Annotated in this window: 12 protein-coding genes; 7 read left to right on the top strand and 5 right to left on the bottom strand. The window is 35.6% G+C overall.

Going from position 1 to position 15227, the window contains the following annotated elements; all coding sequences use genetic code 11:
* Nucleotides 1-2: 2 nt before the first annotated feature.
* Entirely contained in the window at nt 3-416 is a 414-nt protein-coding gene (locus HL41_RS04140; protein WP_200870723.1) for a YMGG-like glycine zipper-containing protein, read from the bottom strand.
* A 155-nt stretch (nt 417-571) separates the two neighbouring features.
* On the opposite strand from HL41_RS04140, the gene HL41_RS04135 reads away from it, so the two are divergent.
* The 5 genes from HL41_RS04135 (at nt 572) to lptE (ending at nt 7575) form a co-directional block, all read left to right on the top strand.
* A complete protein-coding gene (locus HL41_RS04135) occupies nt 572-2935 on the top strand; it encodes a Lon protease family protein (protein WP_038060979.1) in 2364 nt (787 codons plus the stop codon).
* A 139-nt stretch (nt 2936-3074) separates the two neighbouring features.
* Nucleotides 3075-4301: an isocitrate dehydrogenase (NADP(+)) gene (gene icd, locus HL41_RS04130; protein ID WP_038060976.1), complete on the top strand. Its 1227-nt coding sequence runs from the start codon at nt 3075-3077 to the stop codon at nt 4299-4301.
* The gene (locus HL41_RS04125; RefSeq protein WP_038060974.1) at nt 4301-4510 is read left to right on the top strand and encodes a ferredoxin; all 210 of its coding nucleotides are present in this window, start codon (nt 4301-4303) and stop codon (nt 4508-4510) included. Before icd ends, HL41_RS04125 begins: the two co-directional genes overlap by 1 nt.
* A complete protein-coding gene (gene leuS / locus HL41_RS04120; RefSeq protein ID WP_038060971.1) occupies nt 4497-7082 on the top strand; it encodes a leucine--tRNA ligase in 2586 nt (861 codons plus the stop codon). Before HL41_RS04125 ends, leuS begins: the two co-directional genes overlap by 14 nt.
* On the top strand, nt 7072-7575 hold the full coding sequence (gene lptE, locus HL41_RS04115; RefSeq protein ID WP_169740796.1) for an LPS assembly lipoprotein LptE: 504 nt from the start codon (nt 7072-7074) through the stop codon (nt 7573-7575). Before leuS ends, lptE begins: the two co-directional genes overlap by 11 nt.
* A gap of 5 nt (nt 7576-7580) precedes the next feature.
* Here the strand turns inward: lptE and HL41_RS04110 are convergent, their stop codons facing one another.
* From HL41_RS04110 to HL41_RS04095, 4 genes are read right to left on the bottom strand one after another with little or no spacing between them, the layout of a single operon-like run.
* Nucleotides 7581-8162, bottom strand: a complete 582-nt coding sequence (locus HL41_RS04110) for an RNA ligase partner protein (RefSeq protein ID WP_038060965.1) — start codon at nt 8160-8162, stop codon at nt 7581-7583.
* A 21-nt stretch (nt 8163-8183) separates the two neighbouring features.
* The gene (locus HL41_RS04105; protein WP_200870722.1) at nt 8184-9581 is read right to left on the bottom strand and encodes an MBL fold metallo-hydrolase RNA specificity domain-containing protein; all 1398 of its coding nucleotides are present in this window, start codon (nt 9579-9581) and stop codon (nt 8184-8186) included.
* Nucleotides 9571-10374, bottom strand: a complete 804-nt coding sequence (gene fdhD / locus HL41_RS04100) for a formate dehydrogenase accessory sulfurtransferase FdhD (RefSeq protein WP_051754491.1) — start codon at nt 10372-10374, stop codon at nt 9571-9573. The genes HL41_RS04105 and fdhD overlap by 11 nt, the downstream gene beginning before the upstream one ends.
* Complete coding sequence (locus tag HL41_RS04095; protein ID WP_038060962.1) at nt 10375-12396, bottom strand: GspE/PulE family protein; 2022 nt, start codon at nt 12394-12396, stop codon at nt 10375-10377.
* 177 nt (nt 12397-12573) lie between these two features.
* Between HL41_RS04095 and rpsU the strand changes: the two genes are divergently transcribed.
* Both rpsU and HL41_RS04085 read left to right on the top strand, forming a co-directional pair.
* On the top strand, nt 12574-12786 hold the full coding sequence (gene rpsU, locus HL41_RS04090) for a 30S ribosomal protein S21 (protein WP_038060960.1): 213 nt from the start codon (nt 12574-12576) through the stop codon (nt 12784-12786).
* Between the two features lie 33 nt (nt 12787-12819).
* A complete protein-coding gene (locus HL41_RS04085; protein WP_038060957.1) occupies nt 12820-15123 on the top strand; it encodes an endonuclease MutS2 in 2304 nt (767 codons plus the stop codon).
* Nucleotides 15124-15227: the final 104 nt, after the last annotated feature.

Here is a 15227-nt window from a genome sequence, read left to right as displayed (position 1 = left end):
GTTTAATTGCAGACGGTTTTTATTTCTTCCTTTACTAATTTTCCATATTCATAGTATTGTACTTTTACTTGTTCGCAGTTGTCCTTTTTCCCTATAGGGGTAGCATAAACCTTTTGGACCTGGTCTTCACTGACGTACTCTACTGGTTTTCCTGTAATGGCTGCTTCAGTAGCTGCTTTATTCATGATACTTCCAGCAGTCCCTCCGATGATGCCACCGATAACTCCACCTATAACCGCTCCCCTCCACCGATTATTTTTATCTATCAGAGCACCTAAAACTGCTCCAGCTACAGCACCTATGGTAGCTCCTTCCTTAGTTTTTTGACTCGTTTCAGGAACACATCCGGTAAGCAAATATCCTATCAAACAAAAAATCATAAAAAAACTGAAATAACGCATAAGTTTGTTTTTCATGACCCTCCTCCTTCTCAAGGTATTATATGGCTGCTTATAATAAAAATTTTAAACTTTATATCTTTTAAGTCAATCCTCCGCTTTTCCGTAATAAGTTTTACTAGAAAATACTAAAAAGGCTTGCCTTTTGTTTTTTTTATTTTAAAATTTCGATTATGAGCTGGCGAAAGGTTGAAGAAAGGGATCTAAAAATAGGAATAGAGTTTTCTTTTGGCACTGAGAATATTCAGGTTGAGGAATGTTATTTTAAACAAAAACGGGTTGAAAAGACCTTTGACCTTGCTTTAAGCATCGACAAAGAGGATTATAATGTTTATGTTTGTGGTCCTAATGGTATAGGAAGGACTAGATATACATTAAAAAGACTAAAAGAGATAGCTTCTTCTAAGCCTACTCCTAAAGACATCTGTTATGTAAATAATTTTCAAGAGCCTTATAAACCGAAGGTTTTGATCCTTCCTCCAGGTTATGGAAAAAAATTGGCTGAGCATATAGAAAACATCTTAGAATTCTTAAAAAATGAAACTATAAAAGCTTTTGAAGGTAAAGAGTACGAAGAAGAGTTAAATGCAATCACCAAGGAAATCGACCGAAAGAAAGAGGAAGTAATAAACCAATTAGTGGAGGAGGCTAAATCTTATAATTTGATGGTTCTTTTTGGTCCTGAAGGGGTAAGGTTAATGCCTCTTTTTAAGGTACAAACTTCTCTTCCTCAAGAAGAGCTTTTAAATAATCCTCAGCTTAGAGAAGAGTATCATAAAAACCTTGAGGCCTTTGAACCTAAATTTAGGGATTACCTACGGAAGCTAAGAGAGCTCGATAATATCTTAGGAGAAAACCTTTTAAAGTTAAGACAAAAGATTGCTGAAAGTTTGGTGGATAAAGCGTGTAAAACTTTAGAAGAAGAATTTTCTGAGGTAGAGGGTTTTCAGGGATATTTAAAAAGTTTTAAACAAGAACTTGTTAAAAATATTCAACTATTTATAGACTGGGAAAAATTAAAAGGTAACGTCATTGTTCAGAATAACATCAACCGTGCGTTAAACATTTTTAGAGTAAACGTACTGGTTGATAATTCTGAAACCAAGGGTGCACCTGTAGTTTATGAAAGAATACCTACTTTGAAAGGGCTTTTTGGACAAATAAATTATAAGGCAGAGATGGGAATACTTTATGCTGATCATCTAAGTTTAGCTGCTGGTATTCTTCATAAGGCTAACGGAGGGTATGTAGTTCTTGATCTTTGGGAGGTGTTGAAGAATCCCTATGTATGGTTTCTTTTAAAGAGAACACTTCTTCATAAAGAACTTCATCTTATGGGGGGTATGATAGAGGAGATCCCTGTACCTCATGTAGGTATTTTGCCAGAGCCAGTGCCTTTTTCTGCTAAAGTCTTTTTGATAGGAGATCCCTACCTTTACCAACTTCTTATGTTGTATGACCCTGAGTTTCCTCAACTTTTTAAACTTAAAGCAGAGTTTGAACCTGTGGTTTCTATAGATGAAGAGCTAGTATCTTTATTTCCCAAGGTTGTAAAAAAGGTAATAGTAGAAGAAGGTTTAAAAGACCTTGATAGCTCAGGTCTTAGCGAGCTCTTTAGGTATGCGGTTTATCAGTCAGGACATAAAAGGAAAATAAGTTTAATCGTACAAAATTTAATCGACCTTTTAAGAGAAGCAAACACTCTTTCTTCGAATCAATATATAACAGAAAAAGAGATAAAACAGGCTGTTAGAGATCGAATTTACAGGGTTAACATCATAGAGGAAAAGATAAGGGAGCTTATAAGAGAAGGAAAAATCATCATAGATGTAGAGGGTGAAAAGGTTGGGCAGGTAAACGGACTCAGCGTTTATATGCTCGGAGATTACAGTTTTGGTAGGCCTTCTCGTATAACCGCTAATGTATTCCCTGGAAGTCGAGGGGTGGTTAACATAGAAAGAGAAATAGATATGAGTGGACCTATTCACTCAAAGGGTGTTTTTATCCTTTCTTCATATTTTTACCATCGTTATAGCACCAACTTTCCTCTTCAGTTTTCTTGCACCCTTACTTTTGAACAGGCTTATGAACCGGTAGAAGGCGATAGTGCTTCAGCCGCAGAACTTATGGCTATCCTTTCAGCAGTATCAAAAATTCCTATTAAACAAAACCTTGCTCTCACCGGATCGATCGATCAGTTTGGTAATATTCAACCTGTAGGGGGTATTAAAGAAAAGATAGAGGGATTTTATCGGGTTTGTAAAATAAAAAATTTTACAGGAAATCAAGGGGTTATTATGCCACGTAAAAATATTGATAATCTTCTTTTAGATGATGAAGTTTTGGAAGATATAGAGAAAGGTGTTTTTCATGTGTATACTGTAGAAACGATAGATGATGTGATAGAGCTTCTTACCGGAAAAAAGCCTGAAAGTTTTCATAAAGAGGTTCGCAAAGGTCTTAAAAGGCTTTACGAGCTAAGTAAAGAAAAGGTAAGAACCTCTAAAACCTCAAGAACAAAAAGGTCTAAAAAATAGTTTTTACATAGTTTGTTATTAAAATTCTCTACTCAAGTGTCAACACAAAATCGTTTAAAATCAGGTTGATAAAAAGTTGTTAGTTTAACTAAGATGTGGTAGATTTGAAAAAAATCAATTTTTCTATAAGGGGGACAGGATGGCTAAGATTAAAATTGGTGAAAATTTCTCTCTTATCGTACCTGACGATCCAGAAATTCCTTATATCGAGGGTGACGGAATTGGGCCTGATATAATGAAGGCTACTTTAAAGGTATTGAACGCAGCGGTTGACAAGGCTTATGGAGGTAAGAAAAAGATCTTATGGAAAGAGGTTTTAGCAGGAGAAAAGGCTTATAAAGAGACAGGTACCTATCTTCCTGAGGAGACTTTAGAAATTATCAAAAGTTCAGTAGTAGCTTTAAAAGGACCGTTGACTACTCCGGTAGGAGGAGGTTTTAGAAGTTTAAACGTTACTTTAAGACAGGTTCTTGATCTTTATGCCTGTGTAAGGCCTGTAAAATGGATCCCTGGTACCCCCTCACCTGTTAAACATCCTGAAAAGGTAAACATGGTAGTTTTTAGAGAAAATACTGAGGATGTTTATGCAGGTATAGAGTTCCCAGCAGAGTCCCCTGAGGCTAAAAAACTGATAGAGTTTATCAAAGAGACTTTTGGAAAGGAAATAAGGGAAGATTCAGGTATAGGGATAAAACCTATCAGTAAGTTTGGAACCGCAAGGTTGGTAAAAAAAGCTATCCAGTATGCCTTAAATAATGGATATAAAACGGTTACGTTGGTGCATAAAGGTAACATCATGAAATATACCGAAGGGGCTTTTAGGGCTTGGGGTTATGAGGTAGCTAAGGCAGAGTTTCCAGACAAGGTAGTATTAGAGGAAGAGCTAAAAGAAAAGTTCCCCGAGGGTGTTCCTGAAGGTATGGTTATCATTAACGATAGAATAGCCGATGCTATGTTTCAGTGGGCTTTACTTAGACCAGAGGACTATGGGGTACTTGCTACTCCTAACTTAAACGGGGACTATCTTTCTGATGCTTTAGCTGCTCAGGTAGGTGGTTTGGGGATGGCACCTGGTGCTAACATAGGAGATGGATATGCTGTTTTTGAGGCTACCCATGGGTCAGCTCCTAAGTATGCTGGATTAGACAAGGTTAATCCTTCTTCTTTGATACTTTCTGGAAAAATGATGCTTGAATATCTTGGATGGAAAGAGGCTGCTGAACTTATTTGGAAAGGTCTTACCAAAACCATTCAACAAAAGATAGTGACTTATGATTTAGCAAGACAACTTGAAGGGGCCAAAGAGGTTAAATGTTCTGAGTTTGCTGAAGCTATAGTAGAAAATATTTACAAGGAAGAAATGTAATGATTACTTCCTTAGAAGTAGACCAAGAAAGTTGTATAGGCTGTGGATATTGTATAGAGATATGTCCTGAGGTTTTTACGTGGGGTCCAGAAAGAAAGGCTTTGGTTTATAATTTTGAGGGATGTAAATCTTGTGATTGTATATCTGCCATAGAGAATTGTCCTGTAAAAGCTATTTCTGTAGAAGGGGGTTCTTATGAAAAAGTATGATTTTTCTGCTATAGAAGAAAAATGGCAAGAACTCTGGGAAAAACATCAGGTTTTTGAAGCCAAAACCGATCCCTCTAAACCTAAATATTATGTTCTTGAAATGTTCCCTTATCCTTCCGGAAGAATACATATGGGGCATGTAAGAAACTATACCTTAGGTGATATTTTAGCCCGAGTAAAAAGGATGAAAGGGTATAACGTGCTTCATCCTATGGGATGGGATGCTTTTGGACTCCCTGCAGAAAATGCGGCTTTAAAACATGGGGTTCATCCTGCTAAATGGACCTATGATAACATAGCCTACATGAAAAATCAGTTAAAAAAACTTGGTTTTAGTTACGACTGGAAACGTGAGTTAGCTACTTGTGACCCAAGTTATTATAAGTTTGAACAAAGGTTTTTTATCGAGATGTATGAAAATGGACTTGCCTATAGGAAAACCTCGTTGGTTAACTGGTGCCCTTCTTGCCATACGGTACTTGCTAACGAACAGGTGGAGGATGGATGTTGTTGGCGTTGTGGAACTGAGGTCACTTATAAAGAAATGGAAGGTTGGTTTTTAAGAATAACAGCTTATGCTGAGGAACTTTTAAAAGATCTTGATGAGCTTGAGAAATACTGGCCTGAAAAAGTTATTGTAATGCAGAGGAACTGGATAGGGAAAAGTGAAGGAGCAGAAATAAAGTTCTTTTTACCAGACATAGAAGAAGACTTAATAGTTTACACCACCCGCCCTGATACCCTTTATGGTGCTACCTTTATTTCTCTCTCCCCTGAACATCCATTAGCTAAAAAATTAGCTGAAAAAAAAGGGTTGTCTCAGGTGCTAGCCGAGTTTATAGATAGAGTCAGAAAGGAAAGAAGAGAAATTGAAACAGGTATGGCAGAAAAAGAGGGTTTATTCTTAGAAAGTTATGCTATCCATCCTTTGACCAGGGAGAAACTTCCTGTGTATGCAGCCAATTTTGTACTTATGGAATATGGAACCGGAGCTATTATGTGTGTTCCTGCGCACGACCAAAGAGACTTTGAGTTTGCCAAGAAATATAATCTTCCTATAAAAATAGTAATTCAACCAGAGGGTATGAACTTAAACCCTGAAGACCTTAAAGAAGCTTATGAAAAACCTGGGATTATGGTAAATTCAGGACCTTTTACCGGTCTCCCAAGTATAGAAGGAAAAAGTAAAATAACTGCTTATCTCGAAGAAAAAGGTTTGGGCCGAAAAAAGATAACTTACAGGCTTAGAGACTGGGGAGTTTCAAGACAAAGATATTGGGGTTGTCCTATTCCTATGGTCTATTGCGATAAATGCGGAATTGTTCCTGAAAAACTGGAAAACCTTCCGGTAGTTTTACCTACAGACGTTCAAATAGACTTTACTGGGAGATCTCCTTTGCCTTTGTTATCTGATTTTGTTAATACTACCTGTCCTAAGTGTGGAGGCCCAGCTAAACGAGAAACTGATACCTTTGATACTTTTATGGAGTCTTCGTGGTATTTCGCAAGGTTTGCCTGTCCTGATTATCCTGAACCTTTTAATCCAGAGGATATCCATTACTGGTTACCTGTAGACCAGTATATTGGTGGTATAGAACATGCAATTTTACACCTTCTTTATGCCAGATTTTTTACCAAAGTTCTAAGAGACCTTGGTTATTTTAAGATAAACGAGCCGTTTAAAAAATTACTTACCCAAGGGATGGTTATAAAAGAAACCTATAAATGTCCGGTGCATGGATGGGTTTATCCTGAAGAGGTTTCTCCTGAGGGAAAATGTTTAAAACCAGGATGTGATCAAAAAATCATCGTAGGTAAGTTTGAAAAGATGTCAAAAAGTAAATGTAATGTAGTAGACCCTGATGTGATGATTAAAAAATACGGAGCAGACACCGTAAGACTTTTTATCTCCTTTGCAGCTCCACCTGAAAAAGACCTTGAGTGGAGTGACCATGGTATAGAAGGAGCATATAGGTTTTTAAAAAGACTTTACCATTTAGTGGTAGATTATGCAGAAGTTTTAAAAGAAATAAATTATACCTCCGAAGAGTTTAAAAACCTTGATCCCAAATTAGTGCCTCTTAGAAAAAAACTCCACAAGACGATTAAAAAAGTTTCTGAAGATTTTGAAAAAAGACTCAGGTTTAACACGGGAATTGCAGCTATCATGGAATTTTTAAACCTATTTCAGGATTATCTAAAAGAAATGGATTTAAACAACATGGTGCATAAAAAACTAATAAAAGAGTGTCTAGAAAAGGTGGTGTTGCTTATATCTCCTGTATGTCCTCATTTGGCAGAAGAGTTATGGCAAGAGCTTGGAAATAAGACTTTTATTTCCTGCGAACGTTTCCCTGAGTACGAAGAAGCTTGGTTGATAGATGAGACCTATACGCTTGTAGTTCAGGTGAACGGTAAGGTGAGAGATCAAGTAGAGGTTTCGGTTGAGGCTACTAAAGAAGAGTTAGAAGCCATGATAAAAGAAAGACCAAAGGTAAAAAAATATTTAGAAGGAAAAACAATCAAAAATGTGGTTTTTGTCCCTAAGAAACTTATTAATTTTGTGGTTTAGTTTTATACTTTTAGGTTGTGGTTATAGTTTTTACCAGCGCCCTTTATATTTAAAAGAAGACTGGAAGACTATTTATATCCCCCCGTGGAAAAACTATTCTTCTGAAACTTCTTTGGGAGAATATCTTTCTTATTACCTAAGACATAAGTTTGCACAAGGTCAGTTTTTACTTCCTGTATATGATGAAGAAAAAGCAGATCTGATTTTAAAAGGTGAGGTGAAAAAGGTCTACTTAGATCCGATTTCTTATGAAACTTTTTTGGTTACTAAAGAAAGAAAGATATCTTTTGAGGGAGAATATCAGCTTATCGAAAGAAAAACCGGAAAGGTTATTTTAAAACGACCGATTAGCCGTTATGAGATTTATCGTGTAGCTCAACAACAGGTGGTTAATTTTTTAGACCCTGGTAGAGAAGAGGCCTTAAAACTTCTTTCTCAAGATTTAGCTGAAATTATACTTCAAGACATAATGTTTAACGAGTTGAAACTATAAAACCCTTACCAGAGTTTAAATCCCTCTAAGGTTTCTTTTATATCCTGAGGTTCAAGGTATCTTAGGCCTAACTTATCAGCCATGTTGAGAACCCCTTTGTCTGCAGAAAGTACAAGGGCATCGAGCTCAAGGGCTAAAAGGATAATCTCTAAGTCCTCTTTAGAGTCAACTATCCCTTCCCTTAATACTTCTCTATATCTTCTTCTTAAAAATTTAAGGACCTCTTCAGGTTTTTTATAAGTAGAGGCTTTTACCGCCTCTTCGGCTACTCTAAGGCCTTTGTTGATCCTATTTCTTAATTCTTCTATAAATTCATACATCAAAAAAGCAGGGATATAGAGTTCATATTTTTTGGGAGATTTCACCTTAAGCACTGATCTTGCTTTAGGAGGGAGTTTAAGGTTGTTAAGCATCCTTTTTAGCTCTTCGAACACAGAACTTGGTAAATAAACGTTTATCTCTCCTTCTAATTCTGCTACCATTAAAAGAAAGTTAGTGAAGGCTTCTGAAGGGTTTGAACCAAACTGTTTATAAACGTCAGGATTGGTAAAAATACTTGTATCTGGAACTAATCTCTCTTTTTCCATGTCTTACTCCAATTTTTTTGCTTAGTTTAAAACCATCTCTTCAAATAATGCTGGAATATGGATTTCATCAAATTTTTCAGGATATTTTTCTAAAAGGATTTTTTTAAAGACCTCCATCTTTTCAGGTTCTCCATGTACTAAAAACAATTTTTTAACATGGTCTAAACGAGAAATCCATTCTAACAACTCCTTTTGTCCTGCATGGGAGGAAAAACCGTTTATGGTGTAAACCTTTAGTCGAACAGGTAGTTCTTCACTAAAAATATGTATTTTTTTAGCTCCATCTACGATGAGCCTCCCTAAGGTTCCCTTAGGCTGAAAACCTACAAAAACCAAACTACATTCTGGGCGATATATGTTGTTTCTTAGGTGATGAAGAATTCTTCCTCCAGTAATAGTGCCATTTCCCGCAATGATTATAGCCCGTGATCTTACGTTATTTATCTGTTTAGATTCTTCTACGTCTTCTGTAAGGGTTAGATAGGGGAACTCAAAAGGGTCTTTTTGAGTAAACACTTTATAAGCCTCTTCATCAAAAAATTCAGGGTTGTCTTTAAATATTTTGGTAGCCTTGATGGCAAGAGGACTATCTAAAAAGACATAGCAAGGGGGAAGAAGTTTTTGTTCATAAAATTCTCTCAACGTGTAAAGAATTTCTTGAGCTCTCTCGAGAGCAAAAGTGGGAATAAAGACGTTTCCTCCTCTTTCGAAGGTTTCAAGAATTGCTTCTAACAGTTCTTTTTTTGATTCTTCAAAAGATTTATGATCTCTATCTGCATAAGTGGTTTCTATACATAAAAAGTCTGTAGGTAAGGGATAGTCAAAGTCTTTTACGATAGGTTTGTTCTTATTTCCTAAATCTCCAGAAAAGGTTATTTTTTGTTTGGTCTCTAAGTCTTCTATCTGAACAAAACAGGACCCAAGTATATGGCCTGCGTCTTTAAAAAGGACTTTTATTTTGTTTTCTAAAATCAAAGGTGTATTAAAGTTGAGGTTTATTTTAAAAAAGTTAAAACTTTCTACTACATCATATTCGTCATAAAGAGGGGGAGGAGGTAGGTCTAATCCTCTCTTAATCGATTTTTTGTATAGCGTTTTATAATGCTCTCTCATCACTTTTGCTGCGTCAAGAAGCATAATCTTAGCTATTTGAGAAGTAGGTTTAGTACAGATGATTTTGCCTCTGAAGCCTTCTTTTACTAAAAGAGGAAGCCTTCCACAATGGTCGATATGGGCATGAGTAAGAATAAGATAAGAGATTTCCTTAGGGTCAAAAGGAAAAGAGTTCTGGTTTTTTGAACTCTCAAGTCCCTGGAAAAGCCCACAATCAACCAAGATCTTTGTATTTCTTATGTTCAAAAGAAAACAACTTCCCGTTACCCCTCCCGCTCCTCCATAAAATCCGATTTTAATTCCCATTTGACCCTCCGTGGTTTGCAAACTCTAATATTCTTTGAGGGTAGGTATAAACATTAAACCTTTCACCTCGTAAAAAGCCTATTAAAGTGACTCCGATTTTTTCAGCAAGTTCAACGGCTAAGGAGGTGGGTGCACTGCGGCTTATTAAAAAGGGAATTTTCCATCTCCCCACCTTAAGTACCATTTCTGAAGAAATCCTACCGCTTACGAGGATAAGCTTGTCTTCGAAGGAAAGACCATTTAAAAGGGCATATCCTAATACTTTGTCGACCGCATTATGTCTTCCTATGTCTTCTGCATAAAAAATTATGTCTTCTTGGCTACAAATGGCTGCTGAGTGCAAACAACCTGTGAGTTTAAATAGTTCTGCTTTTCTAACAAAAGCTTTAAACAAGTTAAATATAGAGTTTTTGTCAACCTTAAAATTAAAAGAGTTATAAGGTTGTATCTCAGAGAGAAAACTGTATGAGGCAAAGCATCCTGAAGAAAGAGTTTTTGAAGGAAGATCCACTTTTTCATAGGTATATACTTTAGCGATGACCTCTCCGTTTTTTTCTATTAATTCAAGTTCTTCCGGACACCAGACATCCTGTATCAGACCTTCTGTAAGGATAAAACTTACGATTAGTTCTTTAAGGTGCATAGGGGTTGCTGCAAGGGAGAGGATTTCCTGTTCGTTTATCAGAAGCCTAACTTTGGTTTCTGTTGCTAATAAATCTTCAAACTCAGATATGTCTTGGTTAGTCTTTACTTTCCATACTTTTTTAAATTTGATCGGTGAAGGTAAAGGCATTTACCTTACGGTTACAGCAAGCACTTGTTTTAAGGTAGTTTCGCCTTTTAAAACTTTTAAAATACCGTCTTGTTTAAGGGTCGTAAATCCTTTAGTGATAGCTAAGTTTCTAATCTCGTTAGCAGGTTTGTTTTTTATAATGTATTCTCTTATTTCTTCATCAGGAATAAGAAGTTCATGTATAGCCATCCTACCTTTAAAACCTGTATAGTTACACTGAGGACACCCTACAGGCCTGAAAAAAGTAGCTTTTTCAATCATTTCATCGGTCAGAGGTTTAGTAGGATGAAATCCGTATTCTCTTTTAAGACGTTCTATCTCTTCTTCTGAAGGGGTATAAAGTTCCTTGCATTCTTTGCAGAGTCTTTTAGTCAATCTTTGAGCAAGAACTCCCAGTAAAGCGTCTGCAAAGTTAAACGGATCTATACCCATCCCTAAAAGTCTGGTGATGGTTTCAGGGGCACTGTTAGTATGTAAGGTGCTTAAAACTAAATGGCCGGTAAGAGAGGCCTCTATTAAAGTATGAGCTGTTTCTTCATCTCTTGTTTCTCCTATCATGATGATGTCAGGGTCTGCACGTAAAAAGGCTCGAAGTACTTTGGCAAAGGTAAGCCCGATCTTAGGGTTAACTTGTACCTGACGAAGACCTTCTTGTACTATTTCTACTGGGTCTTCAGCTGTCCAGATTTTTTTGTTTGGCTTATTTAAATATTTTAAAGCAGCATGAAGGGTTGTGGTTTTACCTGAACCAGTAGGCCCTACTACTAAGATCAACCCATAGGGATAGTCTAAAATTTTTTTGAAGTTTTGGTAGTTTTCTTCTAATAGGTCTATTTCTTCTAATTGTCTAAACTCGATCCCTCCTAAAATTCTCATAACTACGTCTTCATTATTTTCGATGGTAGGAATGGTGGCTACCCTTATTTCAAACTCTTTGCCTTCTTTGGTTCTAAATTTTATCTTTCCGTCTTGGGGTAATCTTTTTTCTGCAATGTTAAGATTGGCCATGATTTTAATACGAGAGATAACCTGTCTTTTCTGATGTTCAGGGATGGTAGAATACTGAAAGCACTCTCCATCCACTCTAAACCTTACTTGCAACCCCTTCTTCCCGGTTAAACTTTCCCAATGAATGTCTGAGGCTCGTCTTTTATAAGCTTCTTCTATGATGAAATTCACCAGTTGAACGATGGCACTATCTATCAAAGATACATCTTCTATTTCTTCCTCTTCCTGTACCTCTTCTATCTCGGTCCTTTCTAGTATAGGCAACATTTCTTCGGAAAAATAGCTGTCTATTATAGCTATCAAATCTTCTTTGATCGCAAAACTTAACACCAAGTTTTCAGAAGAAAGTTGAAGGACTTTTTTAACTTTTTCTATGTTTTCTTGGTCTTCAGGATCATAACAGACGAGATAAATCCTACCGGTTTCTTTTAGGGGTACACAAAGAGCATCTAAAAAAAACTGTTTTTTTACCCCTAAAACTTGAGGCATTTTAGAATACTTTGTTAAATCTCTTGCGTCAATAACCGGGATTTGATAAACGTTTTTAACAGACTCAAGTATTTCTGACTTCTTCACTTTATAACGTTCTATAAGTAAAAGTTCTAAGCTTTTGTTAGTTTCTAAACTTTCGGTATAAAGTTTTAAAAGTTCTTCTATTTTAAGATTAAGTTTTTTAAAAACAAACTTTAATCGTTCAAGCTTCTTTAGTACCTGAAGTTTTTCTGTTTTTTCTAAATATTTAGGGTCAGAAGTAGAAATAAATAGCTGTTTGTAGATGTTAAAGGCCTTTTTAAATTCATAGATATTTTCGCAAATATAGGCAAGCTTTGACAAGAGGAAAATCTCTACCTCTTTACTTAATGCCTCTTTTTTTTGAAGAAGACTTATTAAAATGTCTAAAAGCTCATAAGGTTGGATTTTTTGTTCGTAATCCTCTAGAATTTTTTTGAAAACAAGAAAGTTGTTGAGATTTTCAATAAGTAAATCTTTTAATTGTTTTGCAGTATTCTCCATATACAATAATTTTATTTAATAATTTTTAAAAAACAACCCTTTTAAAAGTTTTGTGCTTTAGTTTTTGGGTGTTTGTAAACCTTATTATAAAATACATATTAAGCCTTTTAAAAACTTGACAAAATCAGAAAACCCGTTAGACTAAACCAAAATTTTAAAAAAAGGAGGGGTTATCTTTTGGCGGGGATAGTCGTTAAAGAAGGAGAGTCTTTAGAACAAGCTTTAAAAAGATTTAAAAGACTTGTAGAAAAAACAAAAATACTTTCTGAGGTTAAAAAAAGAGAGTTTTACGAAAAGCCTGGAGTTAGACGTAGAAAAAAGATGCAAGCAGCCCGTAAAAAACTGCTGAAAAAACTTAAGAAGTTGCAACAAAAAATGAAAGAAAAATAAGAGGGTATTCCTCTAAAATTTTAGAACGTAGTGTTGAAATCTTTTGTTAAACTTGAATGGTCTAAACTTTTAGATTATTTTTCGGAAAATGTAGTTAGTGATTTTGTTAAACAAGAAGTAAAACAATTATTACCTAATTTTGATTTTGAAAAAGCCTGTATACTTCAGGCGCAAACAAGTTATCTCTGGAATCTTATAGAAAAGGGGGAAAGGTTAGACCTTGTCCCCCTTAAATCATTAAGATTTCTTTTTCTTAAGGCTCAAAAACGTTCTGTTTTCCTTCCTTTGGAACTTATTCAGATTAAACAGTGGTTTACAGTTTTAAAAAGATTATCTTCAATTCTCAATAATTCTCCTTTTTCTCGGCTTGTGGAGGTCTATCAAGGTGTTATGGAGTTAGAGCAACAAGTTTTAGACCGTGTACTCGATTACGAAAGAAAGGAACTCAAAGACAAAGCTTCTTATCAACTTTATGTGATAAGAAAGAAAATTAGAGAGGCTTTAGACCTTCTTTATACCAAGCTTGATAAACTTAGAGAACATTTTTTTAAAAAAGGTTATCTACAGGAAAATCTTTATACCCAAAAAGAAGGTAGGTATGTTCTTCCTGTTAAGGTTGAGTTTAAAAATAAGGTAAAAGGGATTTTCCATGGACTTTCTTCAAGTGGGGCTACTGCTTTTATAGAACCAGTTTCTATAATAGGTCTTTCAAACGAGTTGGAAACCCTTCGTCATCAAGAGCAAAGAGAAGAACTAAAGATTTTAAAAGAAGTTTCTCAAGAGCTATTTCTAAAAAAAGATCTTTTTTTTGAGCTTGAAAACCTTTATTTGGAGTTCGAAGTAGCCTGGGGTAAGGTAAACTTAGGAAGGGTTTATCGAGGGATTTTCCCTGATTTAAAACCTCAAGGGAGCCTTAAGATCTGGCAAGGAGTTCATCCTTTTTTATTACTTTCTCAAACCGAAAAAAAACAGGTTAAGGCAGTTAGAAACGATTTTTTCTTAGAAAAGGGGTTGCTTATTACAGGACCGAACTTAGGTGGTAAGACGGTTTCTTTAAAAACCATAGGTTTGATTTGTTTAATGGCTCAGACCGGTTTTTTAATACCTGCAGAAAGAGCTGAAATCCCGGTTTTTACCCAAGTTTTTGCTGATATAGGAGATGATCAGGATATCTTTCAGGGCGAGTCTTCTTTTTCTTCTCATTTAAGAGGCCTTAAAGAGATTTTAGACCAGGCAGATAGTCAAACCTTGGTGCTTCTTGATGAACCAGGCAGAGGCACAGACCCTGAAAAAGGTATGGCACTTATTGCTGCGGTGTTGGAAGAGCTTCTAAAAAGAGGGGTAAAAGTAGTGGTTACTACCCATTCTCAGTTTTTGAAAACCTTAGGGTTTAAGATAGAGGGGTTAAAGGTTGCTACGATGGAGTATGACCTTGAGACTAAAGAACCTACTTACAGTTTGGTTTATGATGTTTATGGGGATTCTTTAGCCTTTGAGCTGGCCAAAAAAATAGGTATTCCTGAGCGAATTTTAGATAGAGCCTTTGAATACTTGCAAAATAAAGAATACTGGGAATGGTATAAACTTTGGGAAAAAGAGTTTGATAAGGTAAAAAAGCTTAGAGAGTCTTTAGAAAAAAAAGAAAAAGAATTAGAGCAAAGAGAGCTTCAACTTAACCATAAAAAAGAAGAACTTGAAAAACATTATGTCAAACAACTCGAACTCAAGTTTAAAGAATGGGAAAGGGAGTTTAAGAAACTGATAGAGGAATTGAGTGAAAAGGGTATAGGTAAAAAGGGTGGGATTAAAGAGTTTGAGAAGTTTGTGGCTAAGGTTTTAAAAGAAAGTCAAAAAGAAGAAACTATTCAGGAAGGAGATTATGTATTAATAAAAGGGTTTAATCAGAAAGGAAAGGTTATAAAGATAAAAAATAATAGTTTAGCAGAGGTTGTGTGTGGTGCTTTAAAATTAGAGTTACCCTTAGAAAGGTTATCTAAGGTTATCTTAGAGAATCATACACTAAAATCAAATCAATTTCAGGGCTTTTCTCTAAAAGCTTCTCCTACGTCTCAAATATCTAAAGGAATTAGGAAAAGCGTTTATCTTTTGGGTTTGACAGTGGATGAGGCTTTGGAAGAGGTAGAAAAAGAACTTAACAGGAGTTTTTTAGAAGGGGTAGCTGAGGTTTATCTTGTTCATGGGCATGGGTCAGGAAGGTTAAGAGAAGCTATTCATAAACATCTGAAAAACCATCCTCTGGTAAGAGAATTTAGGTTTGCAGAACAAAGTAAGGGAGGGACAGGGGTTACCGTAGTTTTCTTGGAAAAAAACTATTAAGGAGGTTTTTTTATTTTACTATTGCATATTTAAAAAAGTGTATTATAAAATTTTTGATGAAAAAATTTCTTTCAATCTTTATCTTTAATACTTTAACTTTAAAG

This window comes from Thermodesulfobacterium commune DSM 2178, from assembly GCF_000734015.1.
GTDB lineage: Bacteria > Desulfobacterota > Thermodesulfobacteria > Thermodesulfobacteriales > Thermodesulfobacteriaceae > Thermodesulfobacterium > Thermodesulfobacterium commune.
Note: the sequence above shows the minus strand (reverse complement) of the source record. Positions and strands in the feature narration are given on the sequence as shown.

Excerpts from the sequence above, each read along its gene's own strand:
- fdhD (WP_051754491.1), bottom strand. The coding sequence starts at position 10,374 with ATGCCTTTACCTTCACCGATCAAATTTAAAAAAGTATGGAAAGTAAAG.
- icd (WP_038060976.1), top strand. The coding sequence starts at position 3,075 with ATGGCTAAGATTAAAATTGGTGAAAATTTCTCTCTTATCGTACCTGAC.
- HL41_RS04110 (WP_038060965.1), bottom strand. The coding sequence starts at position 8,162 with ATGGAAAAAGAGAGATTAGTTCCAGATACAAGTATTTTTACCAATCCT.
- HL41_RS04125 (WP_038060974.1), top strand. The coding sequence starts at position 4,301 with ATGATTACTTCCTTAGAAGTAGACCAAGAAAGTTGTATAGGCTGTGGA.
- HL41_RS04140 (WP_200870723.1), bottom strand. The coding sequence starts at position 416 with ATGAAAAACAAACTTATGCGTTATTTCAGTTTTTTTATGATTTTTTGT.
- HL41_RS04135 (WP_038060979.1), top strand. The coding sequence starts at position 572 with ATGAGCTGGCGAAAGGTTGAAGAAAGGGATCTAAAAATAGGAATAGAG.
- HL41_RS04095 (WP_038060962.1), bottom strand. The coding sequence starts at position 12,396 with ATGGAGAATACTGCAAAACAATTAAAAGATTTACTTATTGAAAATCTC.
- leuS (WP_038060971.1), top strand. The coding sequence starts at position 4,497 with ATGAAAAAGTATGATTTTTCTGCTATAGAAGAAAAATGGCAAGAACTC.
- HL41_RS04105 (WP_200870722.1), bottom strand. The coding sequence starts at position 9,581 with ATGGGAATTAAAATCGGATTTTATGGAGGAGCGGGAGGGGTAACGGGA.